Source organism: Streptomyces sp. BR1 (assembly GCF_052373795.1).
In the GTDB taxonomy this organism is placed as follows: Bacteria; Actinomycetota; Actinomycetes; order Streptomycetales; family Streptomycetaceae; genus Streptomyces.
In genome coordinates this window covers 7361668-7384374 of the sequence record NZ_CM126252.1, presented here as the reverse complement: position 1 = coordinate 7384374, position 22707 = coordinate 7361668, and the positions used below count along the sequence as shown (strand labels likewise).

General features: G+C 70.4%; 19 protein-coding genes. 11 read left to right on the top strand and 8 right to left on the bottom strand.

Going from position 1 to position 22707, the window contains the following annotated elements; genetic code table 11:
- Positions 1-76: 76 nt before the first annotated feature.
- A complete protein-coding gene (locus tag ACT1U9_RS32655) occupies positions 77-1054 on the top strand; it encodes a helix-turn-helix transcriptional regulator (protein ID WP_444536238.1) in 978 nt (325 codons plus the stop codon).
- Between the two features lie 211 nt (positions 1055-1265).
- On the top strand, positions 1266-4208 hold the full coding sequence (locus tag ACT1U9_RS32650) for an AfsR/SARP family transcriptional regulator (RefSeq protein ID WP_444536237.1): 2943 nt from the start codon (positions 1266-1268) through the stop codon (positions 4206-4208).
- A 75-nt stretch (positions 4209-4283) separates the two neighbouring features.
- Here ACT1U9_RS32650 and ACT1U9_RS32645 read toward each other — a convergent pair whose 3' ends face one another.
- Together ACT1U9_RS32645 and ACT1U9_RS32640 are read right to left on the bottom strand one after the other, a co-directional pair.
- Positions 4284-4475: a hypothetical protein gene (locus ACT1U9_RS32645; protein ID WP_444536236.1), complete on the bottom strand. Its 192-nt coding sequence runs from the start codon at positions 4473-4475 to the stop codon at positions 4284-4286.
- A gap of 120 nt (positions 4476-4595) precedes the next feature.
- Entirely contained in the window at positions 4596-5534 is a 939-nt protein-coding gene (locus ACT1U9_RS32640) for an alkaline phosphatase family protein (protein WP_444536235.1), read from the bottom strand.
- Positions 5535-5816: 282 nt separating this feature from the next.
- Here ACT1U9_RS32640 and ACT1U9_RS32635 point away from each other — a divergent pair, with 282 nt between their 5' ends.
- Positions 5817-7253 carry an alkaline phosphatase family protein gene (locus ACT1U9_RS32635; RefSeq protein ID WP_444536234.1) on the top strand — a complete coding sequence of 479 codons (1437 nt, stop codon included), beginning with the start codon at positions 5817-5819 and terminating at the stop codon, positions 7251-7253.
- 37 nt (positions 7254-7290) lie between these two features.
- Positions 7291-7911 carry a hypothetical protein gene (locus tag ACT1U9_RS32630; RefSeq protein WP_444536233.1) on the top strand — a complete coding sequence of 207 codons (621 nt, stop codon included), beginning with the start codon at positions 7291-7293 and terminating at the stop codon, positions 7909-7911.
- A 70-nt stretch (positions 7912-7981) separates the two neighbouring features.
- Here the strand turns inward: ACT1U9_RS32630 and ACT1U9_RS32625 are convergent, their stop codons facing one another.
- Complete coding sequence (locus ACT1U9_RS32625) at positions 7982-9406, bottom strand: serine/threonine-protein kinase (RefSeq protein ID WP_444536232.1); 1425 nt, start codon at positions 9404-9406, stop codon at positions 7982-7984.
- 138 nt (positions 9407-9544) lie between these two features.
- Here ACT1U9_RS32625 and ACT1U9_RS32620 point away from each other — a divergent pair, with 138 nt between their 5' ends.
- Positions 9545-9919: a PadR family transcriptional regulator gene (locus ACT1U9_RS32620; protein WP_444536231.1), complete on the top strand. Its 375-nt coding sequence runs from the start codon at positions 9545-9547 to the stop codon at positions 9917-9919.
- On the top strand, positions 9916-11004 hold the full coding sequence (locus ACT1U9_RS32615; RefSeq protein WP_444536230.1) for a hypothetical protein: 1089 nt from the start codon (positions 9916-9918) through the stop codon (positions 11002-11004). Before ACT1U9_RS32620 ends, ACT1U9_RS32615 begins: the two co-directional genes overlap by 4 nt.
- Positions 11005-11069: 65 nt before the next feature.
- On the opposite strand, the gene rph is transcribed toward ACT1U9_RS32615, so the two are convergent.
- Complete coding sequence (gene rph / locus ACT1U9_RS32610) at positions 11070-13667, bottom strand: rifamycin-inactivating phosphotransferase (RefSeq protein WP_444536229.1); 2598 nt, start codon at positions 13665-13667, stop codon at positions 11070-11072.
- Positions 13668-14052: 385 nt separating this feature from the next.
- Here rph and ACT1U9_RS32605 point away from each other — a divergent pair, with 385 nt between their 5' ends.
- A complete protein-coding gene (locus ACT1U9_RS32605) occupies positions 14053-14583 on the top strand; it encodes a phospholipase A2 (RefSeq protein ID WP_444536228.1) in 531 nt (176 codons plus the stop codon).
- 167 nt (positions 14584-14750) lie between these two features.
- Positions 14751-15410, top strand: coding sequence for a zinc ribbon domain-containing protein (locus ACT1U9_RS32600; RefSeq protein ID WP_444536227.1), 660 nt, complete (start codon positions 14751-14753; stop codon positions 15408-15410).
- Between the two features lie 136 nt (positions 15411-15546).
- Here the strand turns inward: ACT1U9_RS32600 and ACT1U9_RS32595 are convergent, their stop codons facing one another.
- A complete protein-coding gene (locus ACT1U9_RS32595) occupies positions 15547-16662 on the bottom strand; it encodes a TerD family protein (RefSeq protein ID WP_444536226.1) in 1116 nt (371 codons plus the stop codon).
- Between the two features lie 269 nt (positions 16663-16931).
- Between ACT1U9_RS32595 and ACT1U9_RS32590 the strand changes: the two genes are divergently transcribed.
- Positions 16932-17234: a hypothetical protein gene (locus tag ACT1U9_RS32590; RefSeq protein ID WP_444539312.1), complete on the top strand. Its 303-nt coding sequence runs from the start codon at positions 16932-16934 to the stop codon at positions 17232-17234.
- A gap of 228 nt (positions 17235-17462) precedes the next feature.
- Here the strand turns inward: ACT1U9_RS32590 and ACT1U9_RS32585 are convergent, their stop codons facing one another.
- Both ACT1U9_RS32585 and ACT1U9_RS32580 read right to left on the bottom strand, forming a co-directional pair.
- Positions 17463-18215 (bottom strand): ATP nucleotide 3'-pyrophosphokinase, encoded by a 753-nt coding sequence (locus tag ACT1U9_RS32585; RefSeq protein ID WP_444536225.1) that lies wholly within the window; start codon positions 18213-18215, stop codon positions 17463-17465.
- 229 nt (positions 18216-18444) lie between these two features.
- Positions 18445-19329, bottom strand: a complete 885-nt coding sequence (locus ACT1U9_RS32580) for an alpha/beta fold hydrolase (RefSeq protein ID WP_444536224.1) — start codon at positions 19327-19329, stop codon at positions 18445-18447.
- Between the two features lie 177 nt (positions 19330-19506).
- Here ACT1U9_RS32580 and ACT1U9_RS32575 point away from each other — a divergent pair, with 177 nt between their 5' ends.
- Positions 19507-20754 carry a glycosyltransferase gene (locus ACT1U9_RS32575; RefSeq protein ID WP_444536223.1) on the top strand — a complete coding sequence of 416 codons (1248 nt, stop codon included), beginning with the start codon at positions 19507-19509 and terminating at the stop codon, positions 20752-20754.
- A gap of 50 nt (positions 20755-20804) precedes the next feature.
- On the opposite strand, the gene ACT1U9_RS32570 is transcribed toward ACT1U9_RS32575, so the two are convergent.
- Positions 20805-22370 (bottom strand): FAD-dependent monooxygenase, encoded by a 1566-nt coding sequence (locus tag ACT1U9_RS32570; RefSeq protein WP_444536222.1) that lies wholly within the window; start codon positions 22368-22370, stop codon positions 20805-20807.
- Between the two features lie 130 nt (positions 22371-22500).
- Here ACT1U9_RS32570 and ACT1U9_RS32565 point away from each other — a divergent pair, with 130 nt between their 5' ends.
- Positions 22501-22704, top strand: coding sequence for a helix-turn-helix domain-containing protein (locus ACT1U9_RS32565; protein ID WP_444536221.1), 204 nt, complete (start codon positions 22501-22503; stop codon positions 22702-22704).
- The last annotated feature ends 3 nt before the right edge of the window (positions 22705-22707 follow it).

The following is a 22707-nucleotide window of genomic DNA, read 5'->3' as shown; positions in this document are numbered from 1 at the left end:
GCCGCGTTCCACACTGGGCGCGGATCCGCCGGAACAGCGGATCCGCTGGGGAATCGGCACACGATAGGGGTAGGGGATGTCCGCGACGCTCGGCATGGAGGCGCTGGACCGGACGGTGTACCAGCGGATGCTCGACCGGCCGGTCGAGGGCGTGGCCGAGCTCGCCGCCGAGTTGGCCGTCGCACCGGACGAGGTCCGCTCCTGTCTCGACCGGCTGTTCGCGCTGCGGCTTGTGCAGATGTCGTTCGAGGCGCCCGGCCGGTTCACCGTGGTCGATCCGGTGCTCGGGGTGAAGCGGCTGCTCGACCAGCAGCACGACGAACTGCTGCGGCGCCAGCAGGAGGTGGCCAGCAGCCATCAGGCGCTGGTCCGCATCCTCGCCGGCTCGGGCGGCCCCGCCCAGCGGGCGGACGGGGTCGAGCGGCTGGCCGGGCCCGACGCGGTACGACGGCGGCGGGAGCGGCTGACCCTGGAGGCCCGGCACGAGATCCTCACCTTCATGACGGACGCACCCCAGCCGGCGTCCGCGCTGGAGGCCGCCCGCCATGGCGACACGCTCGCCCTCCAGCGCGGGGTGGCGATCCGCACCGTCGCCCTGGACAGCGTCCGCGACGACACGGCGACCTTGGACCACGCCCGCGAACTGGTCGCACAGGGCGGCCAGTTCCGCACCGTCACCGCACTGCCGACATCGCTGGTCGTCGTCGACCGCTCGCACGCGCTGGTGCCGATGGACCCGGCCGACGACGCCAAGGGCGCGCTCTGCCTCTCCGCCCCCGGCATGATCGCTCCCCTGCTCGCCCTCTTCGAGCGGGTCTGGGGCGGGGCCGCTCCGCTCGGCGACGACGCGGCCGGGGCCCGTTACGTACCGAACGAGCAGGAGCGGGCCCTGCTCACCCTGCTCGCCCACGGCCACACCGATGAGTCCGCCGCGATCCAGCTCCACATCTCGGGGCGCACCGCCCGGCGGATCATGGCGTCGCTCAACGAGCGGCTGGGCGCCCGCAGCCGGTTCGAGGCGGGGCTGCGCGCGGCTCGGCTCGGCTGGATCTGACCGGCGGGCCGACATGAACGCCGCGGACCCACGGGCCAAGGCACCCGACACCCGGGGCCCGGCATAAACACCCCGTCAGGATGATTCACCACAGGGCGCCCTCTGACCGTAGGATGACGCTCCATTTACTTACCGGCCGCCGCCGTGACCAGCGGGAACCCCGGCCGATGAGAGCCATGCGGAACACCCCGGGGGGACCGTGGAATTCTTCGTGCTCGGAGCGGTGGGCATCCGCGTCGACGACACCGTCGTGCCAGGAGGCTCCCCCCAGCAGCAGGCGACACTGGCAGCGCTGGCGCTGCGCGCCGGACATGTCGTCCCGGTGCACGAGCTCATGAGCAACGTATGGGGCGAGGCGGCGCCGGGCTCCGCGGTGATGATCCTGCGGACCTACGTCTGGAAGCTGCGCAAGCTCCTGGAGAACGGCGGCAGCGCCCCCCAGGTGCTGGCCTCCGCGGGCGACGGCTACCGGCTCACCGCCGAGCCGCTCTCCGTCGACGCGCTGCGCGCCGAGCGGCTGGCCACCGAGACGGCGCGCGCCCGCCAGGCCGAGCGCTACGACGAGTGCGCCGAGCTGCTCTCCGAGGCCGTGGCGCTGTGGCGGGGCGAGCCGCTCGCCGGGGTGCCGGGGCCGTTCGCCGACCACCAGCGCTCCCGGCTGGCCGAACTGCGGCTGCACCTGCTGGAGGAGCGGTTCGACCTCGACATCCTCCTGGGCCGCCACGCCCAGGTGATCCCGGCGCTCACCGGGTTCATCAAGGAGCAGCCGCTGCGTGAGCGGCCGTACGGGTTCCTGATGCGTGCCCTGTTCGCCGCCGGACGCCAGGCCGACGCCCTCGCCCTGTTCGCCACCGCCCGCGATGTGCTGGCCGCCGAGCTCGGCCTCGACCCGGGCCCGGAGCTCCAGGCGCTGCACCAGCGCATCCTGGAGGGCGATGTCGCGCTGCTGACGACGGTACGGACCCAGGCCCCCGCCGTCCCGGCGGCCCGCCCGGCGGAACCCGACGGCGCCGGGCCCAGCACCACCCCTGCCTTCGTGCGCCCGGCCCAACTCCCTGCGGACATCGCCGACTTCAGCGGCCGCACGAGTGCCCTCGACGCGCTGCACCGGGCCCTCGCCGACGAGGACCGCACCGCGCTGGCGGTCGCCACGGTCAGCGGGATGGGCGGCATCGGCAAGAGCGCCCTGGCGCTGCGGGTCGCACACCGGGCCAAGGACGCCTACCCCGACGGCCAGCTCTACGCCGATCTGCGGGGCACCAGCGCGGACGCGGCCGCCCCCGCCACGGTCCTGGCCAGCTTCCTGTCCGCGCTGGGCGTGCCCCGCCAGGAGATACCCGGCTCGGTCGAGGACCGGGCCCGGCTGTTCCGTACCGTCCTCGACGGCCGACGCGTCCTGCTGCTGCTCGACGATGCCCGGGACGCCGCCCAGGTCAAGCCGCTGCTGCCGGGCGCCGTGCGCTGCGGGGTCGTGGTCACCAGCCGGGCCCGCCTCGCCGGTGTGCCGTCGGGCAGCCATGTCCAGCTGGCCGAGTTCACCCCCCGCGAGGCCCTCTCGCTGCTGCGGCACATCGCGGGTGCGGAGCGCATCGACCAGGAGGAGTCCGCCGCGGTGGCGCTCGTCGGCGCCTGCGCCCATCTGCCGCTTGCGGTACGCATCGTGGCGGCCCGGCTGGCCGCCCGGCCGGGGTGGACGGTGGCGCATCTCGTGGCCCGGCTGGCCGACGAGCGCCGCCGGCTCACCGAACTGCGGGCCGACGACCTGGCGGTGGCCGCCGTCTTCGAACTCGGCTACCACCAGCTCACCCCGGAGCAGGCCCGGGCGTTCCGCTCGCTCGCCCCGGTGACCTGGCCGAGCATCTCCCTGGAGGCGGCCGCGGCGGCGCTGGAGCTGAGCGAGGGCGACACCGAGGAGCTCCTGGAGGCCCTGGTGGACGCGGCGCTGCTGGAGTCCCCGGAACCGGGCCGCTACCGCTACCACGACCTCGGCCGGGACTTCGCCCTCCATCTGCCCCGACCGGAGGACGACCCCGACTCCGAATTCACCGTGGCACACCGCCTCCTGCACCATCTGCTGCGACGGGCGGCCTCGGCGTTCGAGCGGATGGTGCCCGGCGACCCGGTGCACAGCACCATCGCCGCCATGGCCGCCGAGCCCGGCGACGGATTCGCCGGCCTCGCCGAGGCCCGCACGTGGGTCGTCGCCGAGGCGGAGTGCGCCATCCGCACCGTCCAGCTATTGCTGAGAAGACCCGGCGGTCCCGATCCGGCCCTGCTGACGATGGCCGCCGACCTCCTGGTGGCGCTCAGCTCGTTCGGCCAGGACATCCCGTACGCCAAGATGGCCGCGACGTCCACCGCGCTCGCCGACATCGCGACCCGCGCCGGCGCCCATCGCGCGGCCGGGCGCGCCCACTTCATCTGCGGCAACGCCGCGCTCCAGGCGACCCGCCTCGGCCAGGCGCGCACCCACTCCGAACTCGCCGCCGAGGCCTGCCGCCGGGCCGGCGACCGGGCCATCCTCCAGCAGGCGTACAACGACCTCGGGGTCATCGCCCAGTTCGAGCAGCGTTACGACGACGCGGCCGCCCACTTCGACCAGGCGCTCGCCCTGGCGCGGGAACAGGGCCAGCGCACGGCCGAGCTGTTCACCACGCTCAACGCGGCCCTCGCCCGGATCCGCGGCGGGCGCGCCGCCGAGGCGCTGCCCTCCTGCGAGGAGGCGCTGGGCGCCCTGCGCGCCATGGCGGACCCGCACGGGGTGGCCCACGCACTGTGCGTACGCGGCCAGGCCCTGCACGAGCTGGACCGTCCGCACGAGGCGCTCGCCAGCTACGCCGAGTGCCTTGAGCTGTGCGAGGCCGAGCGGATTCCCGGCCAGCGGGCGCAGGCCCACTACCGGTCCGCCGAGACCCTGCGCGTCCTGGGCCGTATCGAGCCCGCGCTCGATGCGGCGGGGCGGGCGGTGGCGTACTTCCGGACCGTGCCGGACCGCGCCCGGGACCGCGGCTACGCCCTGCTGATCCACGCCCGTACCTCGTCCGACGCCGGACATCTGAAGGAGGCCGAGGCGCACGCCGCCGAGGCGCTGGAGGTCTTCACCAGGGCCGGTCTGCCGGAAGCCGCGCAGGCCGCAGCACAGTTGAAGTCCTGACCTGGCGGCGCCCGCACGCACTGTCCCCGGCCGCGTCACCGCGCGGCCGGGGACCTTCGCGTGCAGCGGGGGCCGCTACGCCCTGGTGTTGTACTCGTCGGTCCCCTTGTTGCCGTGGTCGCCGGGGCCGTTGGCGGAGGTGCTCCACGCGGTGGCACCGGCGGAGGACTCGGTGACGAGGGATCCGAAGGCACCCACGAGGAGGGCGAGGACCGCCGGAACGAGCACGGCCATACGGAGGTTCATGGACTTCTGGTTGCGCTGCACGATCGGACCTGCTCATTTCGTCTGGAAGGCCATCGGCTGAACCCGGCCTGCGTTCGGTGTGCTGCGCCGACTATGGCAACCGGGCATCTACGTTTCATATACGCGGTACGCGCGCCTGACTCAGGTGGTCCAGATCCCCGTGATGTCGGAGGAGTTGCCCGCCTCGCCCGCATGCGCGGTGCCGTACATGTCCTCGATCGTGCGCAGCAGGTTGTAGTGGTTGTACGTCGTCGAGGACGAGGAGCCCGGCGTGACCTGCTGGCCGTAGAACACGGTCGGGATCCTGTTGCCGCTGAGCCGGTTGTCCTCGTCGAAGGTGACCACCAGCAGGCTGTTGTGGCTCTGCGCCCAGTCCGCGTACGCGCCCAGGTTGTTCTGCAGCCAGGAGTCGCCGGTCGACACCGAGCAGTCGTGCATGTCGCTGCACAGGTTCGGCACGACGTACGACACCTGCGGCAACGTGCTGTAGTCGGTGGGGAACTGGTCGAAGGTGTACGCCGAGTCGGTGGGTACGTTGGAGAAGCCGAACCACGGGTTGTGCTTCTGCGCGTAGTCGCCGCTCCGGCAGTCGGTCGCTCCTTGGCTCGGCAGCGACTCGTTGTAGCTGGCCCAGGTCTTGCCGGCGTCGATCAGCTCGGAGGCGAGGTTGGGCGCGGAGGAGAAGCCGGGGGTGACGCAGCTGTCGTCCGTGATGCCCTGCGTGGAGCCGGAGAACATGGCGTAGTAGTTCGGCTGGCTCGGGTGCGTCTCGGCGTACGAGGCCGTCAGATTGCCACCGCCGGACGCCAGCGAGTTGATGTACGGCGCGCTGGAGTTGCCGATGACCTGGCCGTACCCATGGTTCTCGAAGACCACGACCACCACGTGGTCGGGGGTGGGAACCCCCACCGCGGCCTGCGAAGTACCACCGAGCCCGAGCCAGAGACCGGCCGACGCGGCGACCAGGCCCAGAGCGGTCAGGAACGCGGTGCGGGTGCGGCGTGGGGATTCGCCGAACACAACTACCTCCGGAGATGAGGGGGACTTGCGGCGGTGCACCAGGAGAGTAGAAGTGTTCATGCCAACCTGAAAGGCTTCGGCGGGTGAAGACCGGGCGAACGTCTCGGTGCCGGTTCCTCCCGCCGGGCCCGGAGGCCCCGAGGAAGGGCGGGGAACACTGGCGCCTCTTTTAGCACGCCACTACCCTTCCTTGACGATCAAATAGCACTCCGTACCAGCACTGTTCACCCACGGGCCAGGGGAAGTTGGGTTTGGAGTCGGGATGCGTGTCGGCTGTGGGTAGACAGTGCCTCGGGCGGCGGGGAACGTCTCCGCCGCGCGTTGCCTTCTGTTAGGAGCAACATGGCAGGGTTCATACGCGGGCGCAGAGGACAGTGGCGTCTTGCGGCGGGGACGGCCGCCGTTGGCGCGATCGCCGCGGTCACGCTGGCGCCGACCTCGGCATCGGCCCATGACGAGCACCACCCCACGGCCCACAAGATCGGCCATGTGTGGACGATCATCCTGGAGAACAAGTCGTACGAGGCCACCTTCACCGGCCTCAACCAGAACAGCTACCTGTGGAAGACGCTCCCGTCCTACGGCGAGCTGCTCACCCAGTACTACGGCACCGGCCACTACAGCCTGGACAACTACATCAGCCTGGTGTCCGGGCAGTCCCCGGCGCCGGACAACCAGGACGACTGTCCGCAGTACACGAACGTCTCCCCCGGCACCCCGGCCGCCGACGGCCAGGTCAACGCCGGCAAGGGCTGCGTGTACCCGTCCTCGGTGAAGACGCTCTTCAACCAGCTCGACGCGAAGAAGATGCCGTGGAAGGTGTACGCCCAGGACATGGGCAACACCCCCAGCCGGGAGAACGCCTACCAGTGCGGCATCCCCGGCAGCCCGGACGGCAAGGGTGTCCCCCTCCCCGGCGGCGCGACCCCGACCGACCAGTACGTGGCCAAGCACAACCCGGCGCCCTGGTTCCACTCGCTGATCGACAACCCCAAGGACTGCGCCAGGGTGGCCCCGTTGAACGGGCTCGCCGCCACGGCGGGGCACCCGGCGGTCTCCAGCCTGGCCCAGGACCTGAAGAGCGAGAAGAGCACGCCGCGCTTCTCGTGGATCAGCCCGAACAACTGCTCCGACGCGCACGACGCCACCTGCAAGGGTGACAACCTCTCCGGTGACCCGAACAACCACCAGGGCGGCCTGTACGCCTCGGACAAGTTCCTGGAGAAGGTCATCCCCCAGATCATGGCCTCCCCGGCGTACCAGCACGACGGCCTGATCCAGGTCATCTTCGACGAGGCGTTCCCGCCCTACAAGATGTACGGCAACTCTATCGCCGACTACACCGGCAACTCGGACAAGACGCTCAACACCCCGACCGACACCGCCCAGTCGGTCGTGGCGTGCTGCAACGAGCTGCCCGGCCCGAACACCACGCAGCCCGGTTTCCAGGCGTTCGGCCAGGACACCACCCCCGGCGGCGGCATCACCGGTGCCGTGTTCCTCTCCCGCTACATCAAGCCGGGATCGGTGAGCGAGCAGCCCTACAACCACTACTCGTGGCTGCGCAGCATGGAGGACCTGTTCGGCATCCGCAGCGGCGGCGCCGACGGTCACGGACACCTGGGCTACGCGGGCGCCGACGGCCTGCGCCCGTTCGGAGCGGACGTCTACAACAACCCCTCCGGCAAGGCTCTGGCCCCGGCACCCTCGGGCAGCACCGTCTACCCGGCCGTGGCCCGCGCCGACGACCCCGAGCACCCCGTCACCAAGAAGCCCTGACCCGGGCAGCAGACCAAAAAGGAATGACCTGCCGCTGATGACCGCTGCGCGTACTGCGGCACCCCGCCGGGCCGGCCTCCGCCGGCCCGGCGCGTGGCGCACCCACCCCAAGACCGCCCTGGCCGCCCTGGCCTGCACCGCCCTCGCCCTGACCGCCTGCGGCGGGCACTCCGCGTCGACGGCGACCGACGATGCGGCGAGCACCGTCAAGAGCCTGGGCGCTGTCCCCATCCCCAGCCCGCCGACCGCACAGGCCACCCCCACCGCCACCGACAAGCACCTGCAGCTGCTGGCCATGGGCTACTCGGTGAATGCCCAACTGCCCGGCGCCAGTGCGGTGGTGACCGCCGGCGGCCCGACGGAGGAGCCGATCGCCACACCCGGCGGGGTCCCCGACCACGCCACCGGCACGATCACCATCACCGTCCGCGAAGCCACCGGCGCCCTCACCCTCCACGCCGCCGACTTCACGTCCCGTGACGAGAACGGCACGGCCATCGCCCTGTCCACCCGCGGACCCGCGACCATCACCGCCCGTGCCGGACAGACGGCGACGCTGACCCTGACCGGCACCTACAAGGCCGGCGCCGCCGCACTCACCTGGCGCCACGACGGCAAGACCGTCGCGGTCTGGGACTTCAACATCGAACTCGACTGACGCGCGAACCGGGCAGCGCGAGCACTGGTCACGGTCGGCCGTGAGGCTGCCCGGGACCTGAGCGCCGCCGTCAGGAGGGACGGCTGCCCGGGACCTTCCACCACAGGAGCCAGGCACCGGTGCCCAGGAGCACCATGTTGGCCGCGATCTGGGACGGCGCTTCCCCGAAGCCCGTGTCGACCGCTCCATCCCCGAACAGTCGGGGCAGCACCAGTTCCTTGGTGGCGAAGTACAGCGCCAGGTCGAACACGACGATGATCGGCCAGGCCACCGCCGGGTGCCAGCGCGGCCGAGGCACGGCGTGGATGAGGGAGATCACGCCGGTGAGCGTCAGAACGGTCGGCATGACGCGCGACGGCACCGTGTCGAGGTAGTTCCACGGCAGTGTGCTGCCCACCACCCACAACAGCGCCATACAGCCGATGAACCGCCACGCCATCGCCCCGACGACCGAGGCCGTTCCCGCAGCCCTGGCCGGGGCGACGGCCGGGGCCGTCGGGGAGAAGTGGAGGCCGGGACCGCCGGGCGGCACGGGCTGCGGCGGGAGCCAGGCGCCGACCGTCGGCGCGTGTGACGGCGGTGGGGGGAGCTGGACCGCGGCAGGGTGACCCGGGTTCAGCGGCGTCGGCGCCGGATCCACTATCTCGGTCGGGGTCGGAACCGGCGCGGCCGCTCCCGTACGCGCCACCTCCTCCAGCGCGTTGAGCGCCTGCGCGGCCGAGGGGCGCCGTCCCGGATCCTTGGTCATCAGCGCGGCGAGGAGCGGCTCCAGAGCGCCCGCTCGGACCGCCGGCCGTGGTGACTTGGTGGCGACGGCGATGCAGAGCGCGCTGAACGTCTCCCCGCTGAAGGCCTGTTCGCCCTCGACGGCGCTGTAGAGCGTCGCACCCAGCGACCACAGGTCGTTGGCAGGAGTCGGCGCTCTGCCCTCCAGCTGCTCGGGAGCCATGTAGGCAGGGGTGCCGATGACCGCCCCGGTACGGGTGAGCGCCGTGGTCGCGTCGGCCATGTGCGCGATGCCGAAGTCCGTGATGATCACCCGGTCGCCCATCAACAGGACGTTGTCCGGCTTGAGATCACGGTGGATGACGCCGGCCGCGTGGGCCAGCTGGAGCGCCTTCAGTATCGCCGCACCCATCTCGGCCACCCGGCGGACCGGCAGCGCGCCTTCGTGCGCGATCAGCGCCGCCAAGGACGTACCCGTGACGAGCTCCATGACGATGACGGGTGTGCCCTCATGCTCGACCACGTCGTGCACCGTGATGATGCCGGGGTGGTTGAGCCGTGCGGCGGCACGCGCCTCGCGCGACACCCGCTGGAGGAAACCGTCGCGCTGCTCGCTGGTGAGGCCCTGCGGAAGCAGCACCTCCTTCACTGCCACGTCCCGGTCGAGGGCCAGGTCCCGCCCCCGCCACACCCGGCCCATACCGCCCTGGCCGATCAGCTCCACCAGCTGGTATCGCGCTCCGACCAGCGCCCCGTTCTCTGTCGTCACAGGATGCACCCTAACGTCACCTCCACCTGGGCGAAGGCCAGTTCGACACCGATCTGCGGTCGGCACCCCTCAGTCGCCCACTCTTCCGATCCTTCGACTATTCTCAGAATCGAACTAGTCGGCTTCTGGGGAGGGGTCATGTCGGACATCCAAGCCGCGTGGCTGCGCGCGTCGTTGCCGTTGTGTCTGCTCGGCGTGCTGGCCACCAAGGGCGAGAGCTACGGCTACGCCCTGATCCAGCAGCTGGGCGAGGCCGGGCTCGGGGGCCTCAAGGCGGCCACCCTCTACCCGGCCCTCGGCAGGCTGGAGGAAGAGGGCGCCGTCGAGGTGCGGTGGAGCGCGGGAGACGGCGGACCGGGGCGCAAGTACTACCGCCTCACCGCCGCCGGACACACCCGGCTCACACAGGAGTACCGGTCCTGGCGGGCCCTGGACGACGTGGTGAGCGCGCTGGCCGGGGGCCGCTCTCCCGAACGTACGACACCTGGGGAACATGGGGGCGAGGATCGATGACGCGCGGCACCGAGCAGCGGCCGGTCTGGACGCACGAGGACGACGAGCGGTGGGCGGCGCAGTTCGAACTCGCGCTGGTCTACCGCCACAACCCGCCGGACGGGCTCGCCGACGAGGTACTGGCCGAGGTCCACGAGATCGCGGCGGAGGCCGGGCGGCCCATACGGGAAGTGGTCGGCGAACCGAACGCCTACGCCGATACGGTCGCGGCGGAGCGCATCAGCGAGACGCGGCGCAGCGCCGACGGTCTGGACGGACTCGCGGCGGGCGACCGGTTCACCGGCGGGCTGGTACTGGCGGGCGGGCAGGCGGTGCTGTTCGGCATCGCGCTCTGGGTGGGCAAGGGGTTCTGGCTGACAGCCGGTTGGCCCGAGCTGACGGGCGGGGCGCTGCTGGCGGTGGTTTCCGTGGCGGTGTCCGGGGTGATGCCCGAACTACGGGCCGCCGCACGGCTGCGGGCCTGGCGCATCGCGCGGGCGGCGGTCTGCGCCCTCGTGGTGACAACCGCTGTCCTGTTCACCTCGGTGCCCTCCCGATCGCTGGTCGAGGTGCCCGCGCCCGCACTGTTCGGCGTCGGGGCGCTGCTGGCCTTCGCGGGGTTCCGGCTGCCCGGCGAGCGGGCCGGGCGCTGGTTCCTCGGGCGGCGGGCCGCGGCGGAGCCGGTCGGTGACGACGCCTGGCTGGCGCGCCTGGAAACGCTGCTCAGAGGGCGGCACGGCTACCGACCCGCCGCGGCGGCCCGCTGCCGGGAGGAGGCCCGGGACCATCTGCGGGCATCCGGCGGCGACGCGGCCGAGGAGTTCGGGCCGGTCGAGGTGTACGCGATGCGGTTGGCCGACAACCCGGGACGCACGAGCCGCTCGGCGCGCGCCAAGCTGATCCCGGTCGCGGCCATGTGCGCGCTCACCGTCTGGTGCGGGTACGGCCTGCTCACCGACCCCGAGCCCCGATCGGTGTGGTTCTGGGTCAAGGCCGTGGCGCTGCCCCTGGCCATCTGGACGTGGGGCTCGACGCTCCTGGAAATCCGCTCGGCGCTGCGCCACGGCACCCGCGAGGACACAGTTGAGCGCCACGGCTCCAAGTAGGAGCGGGGACCGGCACGGTGGCGTCCGCTCCGCTTCTGGTCCCCGGCGCTTCCCGGTGTGGTCGGTCACGCCAGGATCTCGATGTACCCGTCGCTTCCGTGCACGCGGATCCGCTGCCCGTCCTTGATCAGCCGGGTGGCCTGCTCCACGCCCACGACGGCCGGCAGGCCGTACTCCCGGGCGATCACCGCGCCATGGGTCATCAGGCCGCCCACCTCCGTCACCAGGCCCGCGATGCCGACGAACAGGGGCGACCAGCTGGGGTCCGTATAGGACGTGACCAGGATGTCGCCCGCTTCGAGTTCGGCCTGCGCCATGTCGAGGATGACGCGGGCCCTTCCTTCGACGGTCCCGGCGGAAACCGGCAGGCCGACCAGGGCACCGGCCGGCACGTCGTCGCGCCGGTACGCCCCGGTGACGGCCTCGCCGTCCGAGGTGAGCACCCGGGGCGGGGTGAGCGCCTGGTACGAGCGGAACGCGTCCTTGCGCTGCTGGATGCGCCGGTCATCCACCTGCTTGGAGCGCACGACGTCGTGGAACTCCTGGAACGTGAGATAGAAGACGTCCTCGATCTCGGCAAGCACGTCGGCCTCCACGAGGCGCTCGGCCTCCGCCAGCAGGGCCTGCTTGTAGACGAAGTAGCGGCTGATGATGCCGTACTTGGGGTACTCCCGATACCCGATGAAGGTGCGGACCCGGTCGATCATCCGCTTGGCCTCGTCGGCCCTCCGGTCCCCGTCCGGCAGGGCCCGCAGGCGTGACAGCACGTCCTGTTCCTTCTTCAGCGCCTTCTGCCGCCCTTGCTCGAAGCGCCGCTCGGCGGCGCCCGGCTCGAAGTTCCGGACGTTGTCGAGGATCACCGGTACGAGCGTGGCGGGGCGCTCGCGCCAACGCGGCCTCGTGATGTCGATCTCGCCGACGCAGCGCATCCCGTACCGGTCGAGGTAGGCCTCGATGGCGTCGCGCGCTTCGGTCCCGCCCGCGAGCTTCGCCAGCTCCTCCAGGAACCCCTCGTCCTCGACACCCTCCAGGAACGCCACCACCTCCGCCCGCGGGCGGATCACGTCCGCGACGTCGAGCAGCGCAAGACCCATCTCCGACGTGACGTTGCCCGGGGCGGACAGCGTCAGCGTGTCAGCCGCGTTCTTCTCGCCCAGCCACTCCCCCAGCTTGTCGTTGAGCCACCACGTGGCCTCCATCCCCGCCATGATCACCTGCATGCTCAACGGGTCCCGCAGGACCCGCTTGTGCTCCTCGAAGGCCTCCAACAGGAAGTCGAACAGCGCCGGTCCGGTCTTCGTGCGGATCTCGCGCTTGAGCGCGTCGATGGACGTCTGGCTGCGCTCGATCAGCCGGGTGACGATGGCCGGATCGGTCTCGATCGGGGCGGACGCACCGCCGGTCGGCGGCCCGCCGGGACCCGCGTCCGGGAGCGACGGGACGAAGTCGTCGCGGTCCAGTACGGTCTCCAGCGCGTCCCTCACCAGTGGATCGCCTCGCCCCATGAGGTCCAGGAGGGCGGCGCGGCTCGCGGGCGAGGCCAGGCGCTGGGTGACGTCGACGAACAGCCTCCCACCGGCCTCGTGCATCGGCGCCATGGCCGTCAGCTGCCAGACCGAAAGCCCCAGCGGCTTCATGGCGTCGGTCATCATCTGCTGATGACCGACGGAGACGTAGAGGTGATTCTCCTGGTCGCCGCTCTCGGGAATGGGGAACAGCGTCGTGATCGGCCGGCTCTGAACGATCTGGAAGCCGCCATCGGCCAGGCACCATTCGATGTCCTGAGGGCGCCCGAAGTGCGCTTCGATCCGCCGCCCGAGCTGCACGAGCCGTACGACCTGCGCATCCGTCAGCGCCGGCTGCTCCTGCCGCTGCGAGTCGATCGCCACTTCCCGCGTACCGCCGGCCGACAGGGCCTCAACAGCCCGCTGTTTGGCGGCGATTGTCTTCGCGACGACTTCGCCGTCTCGCACCGTGAAGACGTCCGGGTTCACCAGGCCGGAGACCAGGGCCTCGCCCAGGCCGAAACCGGCGTCCACGGTGGCGACCTTCCGGTTGCCCGTGACGGGGTCGGCCGTGAACAGAATGCCGGCCGCCTGCGGGAAGACCATCTGCTGCACGACCACGGCCATGTGGACCGTACGGTGGTCGATGCCGTTGCGCTGACGGTACGTCACGGCCCGCTCGGTGAACAGCGAGGCCCAGCACCGGCTGACGTGCTGGAGGACCGCCGTCGGCCCCATGACGTTCAGATACGTGTCCTGCTGCCCGGCGAAGGAAGCCGTCGGCAGATCCTCCGCCGTCGCGCTGGATCGGACGGCGTAGGCGACTTGCTCACCGAACCGGGCGAGCGCGCGGGTGATCGCCGCCTCGATCTCGCCCGGGATGGCGATCCCCTCGATCGCCCGGCGGATCTGTGCGCTGAGCGTGCGGATCTCCTCCCGGTCGTCCGGGTTCAAGCGCGCCAGCTGATCGAGCGGATCCCCGATCGACGGCGCTTCCGCCATGATCCGCCGGAAGGCGTCCGTCGTCACGCAGAAACCGCCCGGCACACGGATGCCCTCGATCCCCGACAGGCCGCCCAGATGCGCACCCTTGCCACCGACGACGGCGACCTGCGCCGCGTCGACCTCTTGAAGATCCAACACGTACTGCTCACTCATCGCGATACCTCCGAGGCGCCCGTGCTCCATTGCATTTCCGCAGGTTGTGGCTTCGGCCGACGATTCTGCGCCATGACCCGGGCCTTGCCGCAAGCCCCCTGGCGCGCTATAACTTGAGAGTGGCAAGGAGAGTTCTCTCCTTGCCTTTTCTTTTTGCGTACGACGCCACGTCGGCATGGCCAACCAGATGATCAAGTCTCATGTGTTCAGTGTTCGTACGCGATGAGCGAGCGCGTGACGGACGGTCAGCAGGGCGTCCGGTTCTCGGCCGACACACCATCTGGCACGGATGCGCGAGCGTCGACAGTAGTTACAGATGGCTACTCTCGACTACGCGGGGTAGTGACATGTCGTTCCCGCACCCGGATCTCCAGACAGGAACAGCATGAGACTCCACACCCGACGGCGCGCTGTGTCACGGTTCCTCGCCGGACTCGCCCTCTCCGGATCGTGCCTGCTCGGCGCGTTGCCCAACGCCGCACCCGCCGCAGCGTCCACCGGCACACCAAGGGAGGCATCCCGGGTCACACAGGCCAGGCCCACCGATCAGGTCCGCGAGCGAGCCGACTTCCTCATGGCGAGGACCTACCGCGAGTTCCCCGCCTACGCGCAGCAGCACGAGCAGCCCTTCGACTGGGAAACCGACGGCTGCTCACCCCCCACCCCCCGCCTGTGGGCGCAGGTCTTCCACGACGCATGCGTCATCCATGATTTCGGCTACCGCAACTACGGCGGACAGCGCCTGCGTCTGGACCCCACCGAAGCCCGGCGCAAGAGCATCGACGACCGCCTCCTTGAGGAAATGCTCCGGATCTGCCACGACCGGCCGGACGCTCTGGCGAACTGCTCTGGCACAGCGGGGACGATGTACCAGTTCGTACGCCAATTCGGAGGCCCCGCCTTCGACGGCGCGTAGGCATCGCGCGGGGCCCCACCGGGTTGCACGCCGACCCTGCATGGACGACAAGGGACCTCCCCTCCGGTACAGGGGCCCCGGCGATTCAGTCACGCTGAGCAGAACCAGTAGAGTCCCGCCAGCGTCGTACGGCGTGTGTGCCGACGGCCTGACCTGTGGGGGACCATGTGAGCGGCGAGATCTACTTCAGCAACAACTACCGGGATCTCTGTGAGCGCAACGGCACCGGAGCCGGTTTCCAGTTCGAGTTCTCGTGTACCCGCTGCTACGACACCTGGCGTTCGCCGTTCGAGCCGTACACCGGCGAGCGGGCCGCCACCTGGCTGAGCAAGGGGGTCGACGTGGCCTGGGGGCTGCTCGGCCGCACCGGCAGCGGGCTGAAGTCCGCAGCCGACGGGCTGGCGGGCGCCGGCTACGGACGCGCCCGCGACGTCGCCTTCGAGCGCGCGATCGGCAATGCGCAGGGCCACTTCAACCGCTGTGGCCGCTGCACCGACTACGTGTGCGGTCGTTGCTGGAACGCGGCCCAGGGCCTGTGTCTGCGCTGCGCTCCGGACACCGCGGCCGAGGCCATGGCAGCCCAGCAGCGCGGCCTCAACGACATGGCCGAACAGCGGGCGTACGCCGTGGGACAACAGGCCGGGCAGAGCTACGACCCGAACACGCCCCGGCAGCTGGTGTGTCCGCACTGCCGTACCGAGACCCGCGGCGCGCCCTACTGCCCCGGTTGCGGCTATCACTTGGCCCAGTCCGTCTCCTGCACATCCTGTTCCGCCGCCGTCCCGGAAGGTGCCGCCTTCTGCCCGGGGTGCGGTACCCGACGGTAGGAAGAACGTCCTACCGGGCGTCATCCACGAGCGGTAGGACCGCCTGCCGCGGTGAACAGGCCTGGGTCGCACGCACCCGCAACGCTGTTGGCTCCGGACCGGAGCCAACAGCACGTTACGACGTCGGCCGAGTGCCTCAGTCCTCGTAGTAGTTGTTCACGATGACGTCAGGCTCATCGTCACTGAACGCCTCGTTCAGGAGTGCACCACCCACCAAACCGGCCGCACCCGCGCCTATGAGCGCACCGGTGCCGAAGCGGCGCCCCTGGCCCTGGCCCTGCTGGCCGCCCGCCTGCTGCGGATAGCCCTGCTGCGCGGGCTGCGGGTAACCCTGCTGCGGATACCCGGCCTGGGGGTAACCGGCCTGGGCCTGGGGAGCCGAGTAGTACGGCGGGGGCGTTGTCTGCACCCGCTGGGCGCAAGCGCCGCACGCCTGGATCGGACGCGGCACGCCCCACTGCGGCGACCAGGTCACCGAGGTCGTGCCGGGTCCGTGGTTCGGGTCGAAGAAGCAGGTCATGGCAGGTCCCCCTGAGGGTGGTGGTGGCACGGCCGCAGCTGTCTGCTGCGACGCGGTGAACGTGGTCGGCTGATACGAGGGCGGCGCGGGCGCAACCGGTGCGGGGGCCGGAACGGGCGCCGCCGCAGGCACCGGAGCCGCCTGGGGCTGGGGAGTGCTCTCGCGCAGCACGTCGACCCCGTAGTCGGTCGCGATGCCGGCTAGCCCGGAAGCGTATCCCTGGCCCACCGCGCGGAACTTCCATTCCGCACCGTGCCGGTACAGCTCCCCGAACACCATCGCGGTCTCCGACGAAGCGTCGCCCTTCAGGTCGTAGCGGGCCAGCTCGCGCCCGCCGTCCCGGTCGAGGACGCGGATGTGCGCGGCGGCGAGGTGACCGAAACTCTGGCCGCGCTGCGCGGCCTCGTACAGGGAGACAGCAAAGACGATCTTGGCGACCTCGGCGGGGACCCTCGCCAGGTCCACCTGGATCAGCTCGTTGTCCCCGCCCCCAGCGCCGCCACCCTGGTGGGTGACCGAACCGTCCGGGCTCTGCACGTTGTTGAAGAAGACGAAGTGCCGGTCGGAGAGGACCTTGCCATTCCCACCGCACACCAGCGCGCTCGCGTCCAGCTCGTAAGCGTCCCCCGACGCCGCTCCCAGACGCCATCCCACACCGACGGTCACCGCGACAAGGCCGGGCGCTTCCTTGCTCAATGACACATTGCCGCCCTTGGCCAAGGGCACGCTCATAAGCTCCTCCAGTTCGACTTACTTCTCCCGCTCACCGCGATCAACGCACCACGCGGCTGCACGGTTCCTCACTTGCGCAATTTGAGAACTTACACGGGAGGCACGCAGCACCTTCGCCGACCCGGCGCCGTCCAGTTGTCCACCACCAAGGGACTCCGCCTGGCAGGCCCACCCGAAGCGAAGAAGCAGTCGGTCCGGCGCCAGAGGCCGGGTCCGCTGCCGCAGACGTACGTCTTGCGTCCCGGCATGATGAACCAGTGATCACATGGATGCGCTGTTACTGGGACGAGGAAGATATCTGGTTCTACGTCGAGGTCGACGCCGAAGGCTGGGTGACTCGGCAGATCGAGCTCGAAGGGCCTGAGTTGACGCCTATCGCCGCTGCCTCCCTGGCGGAATGGCAGCAGGCTCAGGACGCAGGCCGCCTTGACGAGTACGACAAGAGGTTCGGGATGACAGCAGAACAGCCCGTCTCCCAGTGGGAAGGCCACGATCCGGTACCGCTGACCTCCGAGGAGTTCGAGCAGGTCTGGGACAGCGCGCGTCGGCAGATCACAGCCCGGCCCTGCTGACCTCTCGACCACGCGGACGCCACTTCTTGGCATCATCTCGGCAAGGTCCCTGGCGTCGGCCCGGGCCGTACGGCACAGGCCCCGACCCCGGCGATCAACAATCATACCCTCCTCGCCGGCCAGCAGGCTCACGGCTCGGCCACGGAGAGCTCGAAGCCGGCTCCGGTGTGGGCAATGTGCGCCTGCTGGCCGCTACGGCACCGAGTCTCTATGGCCCGGCAGATCCCCTCAGCGTGTTGCGGGGGCGGGCACCCGGGCGGGCGGGGTGAGGCGGTCGGCTCCCAGGGGTACGGGGACGGCGGCGAAGAAGGCGTCCTGCTGGGCCTGGAGTTCCTGCTTGCGGGCCGGGGTGGTCGAGGGCAGGCGCTGTTCCTCGTACAGCAGGTGGGTCACTTCCTGGGCGTGCTTGCTGGCGGGGGTGTGGAACTGGACCTCGAAGAGCTGGCCTGAACGTGGGGCGCGCCAGCCGGTGTTGAGGCCCTTGTAGCCGCTGGTCCGGCCCCAGGTGTTGGTCCACTTGGTGGAGTCGTTGCCCCAGGCCGACAGGATGGCGGACGTACGGGTCACGCCGGTGGTGTACGTGTCGTCGGGCCACTGGAGGGTGTACCGGACGGCGTCGCCGATCCCGGCCAGGACGGTGTCCACGTTCTGCTCGGGGTGGTCCTTGAGGGATGTGGCGACCTTCCGTTTGAGCGAATCGGGGGTCTTGAGGCGCTGTTCGAAGCCGACCAGCTCCGCGCCCGTGGCGAGGGCGGCGGCACGCACGTCCGTGCTGATCGACTCCTCGGCATGTCGGGCCCGGTTGACGTAGGCGTCGACCTTGGCGTTGTCGGTGCTGTTCAGCGAGAGCCCGCCCGCTCCCTTCCAGCCGTGGTCGTCGTCTGCGGCGGCCGCCGTGGGCCCGGCCGACAATGCGACGGCTGTGGTGAGGGCGGCCGCGAGCAGGCCCTTGTTGATGGAGCAGATGGTGGTGACCGTCATATATACGTCCGCCTTCACGCTGGTGGGATGCCTTGCGACAGGCACAACCGCCGAGGCGGAGGCAGGGTTACTGGCGAAGACGCGGTGCCTACACGCCGCGGACAGTCTTGCCGCACCCCTCACTACTGCAGCGGTCCAGCCGAGGTGAGGGCAGCGGAATGGCCGGGAGCCTCCAGGGCCATCACCGGTCGCCATCACCTCGGCCTCACGTAATGAACAGGCCTGCGCCTTACGAAGCGCCCTGCCCGACCCGGGCGAAGTCTTCCACCGGATTCAGGTAGGGCAGGTCCTCCAGCGGCTGGTCGGTGAAGAATCGGGCCATCAAGTCGGCCAGGTCACCGTCCCGTTCGATCTGGACGAGGTGGTCGGCGTCCTTGATGGTGGTGAACCGCGCCCCGAGTGTGTCGGCGACACCGCGCCCCACCCGGGGCGGGGTGATGGTGTCGTGCTCGCCGGTGAAGACGAGCACCGACGCGGCGCCCGTCGGGCCGGGCAGGCTCCACGGATGGGTCAGGAGACGTTCGTGATGGGTGATGTCCATGGCCAGTTCACGCTCGGTGAGGCTCGCGAACCTCTGCCGCATCAGGCGCGCCACGGCGGCCCGGCGCCGCACGATCCCGTGGCCGGGTGGGGCCATGAACTGCTCGACCATGTCCTGGGCCATGGTGTCGAACAGTCCGTCGTCCACCATGCTGCGCCACCGTTTGGCCGCCAACGTGTACTCGGGGGAGATGTCGGTGGCGGTGCCTCCCAGCATCAGGCGTGCGATGTGGTCGGGGTGGCGTTGGGCGAAGCGGAGTGCGATGGCGGCCCCGAAGCAGGCGCCGAATACGTTGACGCGGCCAAGACGGAGGGCTTCGGTGGCGTGGCGGACGGTGTCGGCGAGGAAGTCCATGCCGTACTCGACGGGGAGGGTTGCGGCTTGGCCGTATCCGGGCAGTTCGAGGGTGACGACGGTGGTGTGCGGCAGGAGCCATCGCTCGTAGCGCAGCCAGGAGTGCCGGTCCTGTGAGGAGCCGCCGAGGACGAGCAGGGCTTCGGTCGCGGAGGATCCCGTGGCGGCGGTGCGGGCGATGTACTCGAAGCCGCGGAATTCGAGAGTCAGGTCGGTCACGTGAGGGTCGATGCTGTGAGACATCCCGCCTGCATACCGGCACCCCGGCGGGTGCGTGGCGGTTTCCCGTCCAGGTCACCCATGCGGGCGTCAAGCCGCCGCCCGCAGCCTGCTCTCCCGGGTGACGAAGGGCGTTCCGTGCCGTCATCGGCCGGGCGGCTGCGCATACTCGGGCGTATGCGGATCCTGCTGGTGACCTGGGGCTCGGCCGGCGACGTACTCCCCTACGCCGGCCTGGGCGCTCGCCTGAAAGCCTTCGGCCACGAGGTGGTGGCCGCCACCTCCGAGCGCAGCGCGCCCCGGTTTCGCGCCCACGGCATACCGGTCCACGTCCTTCCGCTGGCCCCCCAGGAGGAGTCCGCACTGGCCGCCGACCGCTTCGACCGGTGGCAGAGCCCGACCCGGATCAGACGCAGAACGCGCAATGGCCAGGACATCGCCCAGGTGATGGCCCGGGAAGTCCTCGACGCGGCCACCAACGGCAAGGGCGCCGACGTGATCCTCGCCCATCCGCTGCCCCATCCGGTGTGCGCACTCATCGCCCATGGCACCGGCCGCACCTGCCTCGGTATCTACACGGCGAGCCCGGCCATGCTCCTCCCCCGGCTCAGTGCCCACGACGCGGCCACCACCCGCAGGTCACACGGATACAGGTTCGCCGAAACGATGGCGTGGACGGCGATGCATCCTCTGTACGCACCCGCCCTCAGCTGGCTCCGGCGGGAACTGGGGATGCGGAGGAAGACGGCCGGCACGGCCCGCAACGTCCTGCGCGGCGCGCGCGTCATGCACGGCTACAGCACCGCCCTGCTGCCGGCCGGACTCACCCTCCCCGACGGCCACACCTGCGCGGGCTACTGGTGGCCGGCCCCCGAGGACACCTGGCAACCCGACCCCCGGCTAGCCGACTTCCTCCAATCCGGGCCCGCTCCCGTCTACTTCGGATTCGGAAGCGTGTCCCCGGGAGACGCCGACCAACTCAGCGGCACCATCAAAAACGTCGTGCGCCGGCTCGGTGTCCGCGCGGTGGTCCAGGCCGGCTGGCAGGGCCTCGACATCACCGGCGACGACACCCTCACCATCGGCGAGTGCCCCCACGAGTGGCTCTTCCCCCGCATGGCCGCTCTGGTCCACCACGCCGGCCCCGGAACCGTGGGCGCCGGGCTGAAGGCCGGAGTCCCTGCCGTGCCGGTCCCCCTCGCACTCGACCAGCCCTTCTGGGCCCGCCGCCTGACCGCCCTCAAACTCTCCCCCACCTACATCAACGCCCGCCGCCTCACCCCGGACGCACTGGCCGACGCACTGCACACGACGTTGCACGACACGCGATACCGCACCCGGTGCACCCAGATCTCAAAGGCCATCCAGAGCCAGAACGGAGCAACCACCGTGCTGAACGAACTGGACCGCGTCGCCAACCACTGAACGCGGGGGTCAAACCCCTTCGTGCAACCTTCGACGGCGAGCCCTGGACTTCAGCTTGCTGCGCCGAACCATGTGGTCAGCGCCTTGTGCAAGTGGTGGCGGGTGGACTGGCCTGACGTGTCGTCGTCTGTGGCCCATGCCAGGTATCCGTCGGGGCGGACGAGGATGGCGGAGGCCGGCAGTGAACGGTCTGCGGACGGGGCCGAGATCATGTCCACCCGGTCCGTCCAACCGTTGGCGGCCTCGGCCATCGTGGTGTTCGCGGTGAGGTCCACGAGCACGGGGCGCGCTGCTCGCAGCCGTTCGGCGATCTGCGTCCAACTACTGGTGAGGTGCGACCGGAGGTCGGGAAGCCACCGTCCCACCAGTGGATGCCCGTTGTCGTACCCCATGTCGTACTGGACGTCGGTTCCGGCCAGGAGCGCTGCGATACGCGCGCGGTTGTTCTTGTCGCCGAGCAGCTCCGCCAGCAGGTCTCGGGTCGCGGTGATGTCGCCTCCGGGACGCATCAATGCCATCTGGGCGCGGGTGTGCATGAGGACCCGCTGGCTGAGCGGCGCCCGCTCGCTCTCGTACGTGTCCAGCAGCCCGGAGGGCGCCCAGCCGTGGATCTGCGCGGCGAGTTTCCAGCCGAGGTTGATGGCGTCCTGCATACCCAGGTTCAACCCGGGCCCGCCGACGGCGGAGTGCACATGCGCGGCGTCTCCGAGCAGCAGGACGCGGTCGGCGCGATAGGCGTCGGCCTGCCGTGAGTTGATGCCGGTGAGACGGCGCAGCAGGTGCGGTCCCGGGGTGGTGGGTGGGCTCATCGGCAGGTCCGCGCCGAGAACCCGACGCACACTGGCACGGAGCTCGTCGAAGGTCATCGGTGTGCTGTCGTCGACCGGCAGTTGGTCCCACTCGAAGGTGGCGACGAGGTGGACGCCCGAACCGGGCGGCATCACCGCGAAGGTGAGCACGCCGTTCGGCAGGCGGTTGTGAGCGTACGGCCGAAGGCGCATGCCCAGTTCTGGCAGGGCCAGTTCCCCTGTGGCGGGATCCAGCGGAGTGTCGGGGATGACGGCGTGTCCCGCGCGGGAGGCGAAGCTGTCGTCGGTGGTGCCGGGGAACGCGATGCCCGCCTGTTTGCGGACCGTGCTGTGGCCGCCGTCCGCTCCGACCAGGTAGCGGGTGCGCATCCGGTGGGCGCCCTGTGGCCCTCGGGTGTCGAGGGCGACGCCGTCGTCGTCCTGGTGCAGGGCGATCAGTTCGTGCCCGCGGCGGATCTCGACGCCGAGTTCTCGGGCGCGCTCTTCGAGGACCTCCTCGATACGCGCTTGCGGGACCTGGAGGACGTGCAGCGGGTTCTCACGCAAGTCGCGCAAGTCCAGCGGAAGCCCGCTGAACTGGTAGAAGGGCAACGGCTGCGCAGGCCCGGCACGACCGGCGAGTCGCTCGTACAGGCCCCGCAACTCCAGCACCTGGACCACGCGGCCGACGAGCCCGTTGGCCCTAGGGGCTTCACTGCGGGCGTGCAGCCGTTCCAGGAGCACCGGACGTACGCCCGCGAGCTGTAACTCGCAGGCCAGCAGCAGCCCGTTGGGACCGCCGCCGACGATGGTCACGTCAGCAGTCATCAGAGGTCTCCTTCAGCTTGTCGGGCAGGAGGCGTTCCAGTCACGACCTCGTGTCAATCCAGACTGACAGCCCGAGTTGCCTGTCAGTCTGGATTGACGAGCAAGGGGTTGTCAATCCAGACTGACAGGCATGGAAACGGGAGATCTCTCAGAACACCTCAGGTCGCACGACCCCGCAGTGGGGCTGCGGGCCGTGGGCGCCCTGCACCGGCTGGCCGCGCAGGTCGAAGCGGCAGCGGTCGCGCGCGCCAGAGAGCAGGGATGGTCCTGGGAACAGATCGGAGACGCCCTCGGCGTTTCCCGGCAATCCGTCCACGCCAAGTACGGGAAGTGAGAC

Bases quoted from the DNA above. Each gene is read 5' to 3' on its own strand.
- ACT1U9_RS32570 (WP_444536222.1), bottom strand. From the start codon at position 22,370: ATGACTGCTGACGTGACCATCGTCGGCGGCGGTCCCAACGGGCTGCTG.
- ACT1U9_RS32655 (WP_444536238.1), top strand. From the start codon at position 77: ATGTCCGCGACGCTCGGCATGGAGGCGCTGGACCGGACGGTGTACCAG.
- ACT1U9_RS32595 (WP_444536226.1), bottom strand. From the start codon at position 16,662: ATGAGCGTGCCCTTGGCCAAGGGCGGCAATGTGTCATTGAGCAAGGAA.
- ACT1U9_RS32565 (WP_444536221.1), top strand. From the start codon at position 22,501: ATGGAAACGGGAGATCTCTCAGAACACCTCAGGTCGCACGACCCCGCA.
- ACT1U9_RS32605 (WP_444536228.1), top strand. From the start codon at position 14,053: ATGAGACTCCACACCCGACGGCGCGCTGTGTCACGGTTCCTCGCCGGA.
- ACT1U9_RS32640 (WP_444536235.1), bottom strand. From the start codon at position 5,534: ATGAACACTTCTACTCTCCTGGTGCACCGCCGCAAGTCCCCCTCATCT.
- rph (WP_444536229.1), bottom strand. From the start codon at position 13,667: ATGAGTGAGCAGTACGTGTTGGATCTTCAAGAGGTCGACGCGGCGCAG.
- ACT1U9_RS32575 (WP_444536223.1), top strand. From the start codon at position 19,507: ATGCGGATCCTGCTGGTGACCTGGGGCTCGGCCGGCGACGTACTCCCC.
- ACT1U9_RS32620 (WP_444536231.1), top strand. From the start codon at position 9,545: ATGTCGGACATCCAAGCCGCGTGGCTGCGCGCGTCGTTGCCGTTGTGT.
- ACT1U9_RS32635 (WP_444536234.1), top strand. From the start codon at position 5,817: ATGGCAGGGTTCATACGCGGGCGCAGAGGACAGTGGCGTCTTGCGGCG.
- ACT1U9_RS32590 (WP_444539312.1), top strand. From the start codon at position 16,932: ATGCGCTGTTACTGGGACGAGGAAGATATCTGGTTCTACGTCGAGGTC.
- ACT1U9_RS32615 (WP_444536230.1), top strand. From the start codon at position 9,916: ATGACGCGCGGCACCGAGCAGCGGCCGGTCTGGACGCACGAGGACGAC.
- ACT1U9_RS32585 (WP_444536225.1), bottom strand. From the start codon at position 18,215: ATGACGGTCACCACCATCTGCTCCATCAACAAGGGCCTGCTCGCGGCC.
- ACT1U9_RS32630 (WP_444536233.1), top strand. From the start codon at position 7,291: ATGACCGCTGCGCGTACTGCGGCACCCCGCCGGGCCGGCCTCCGCCGG.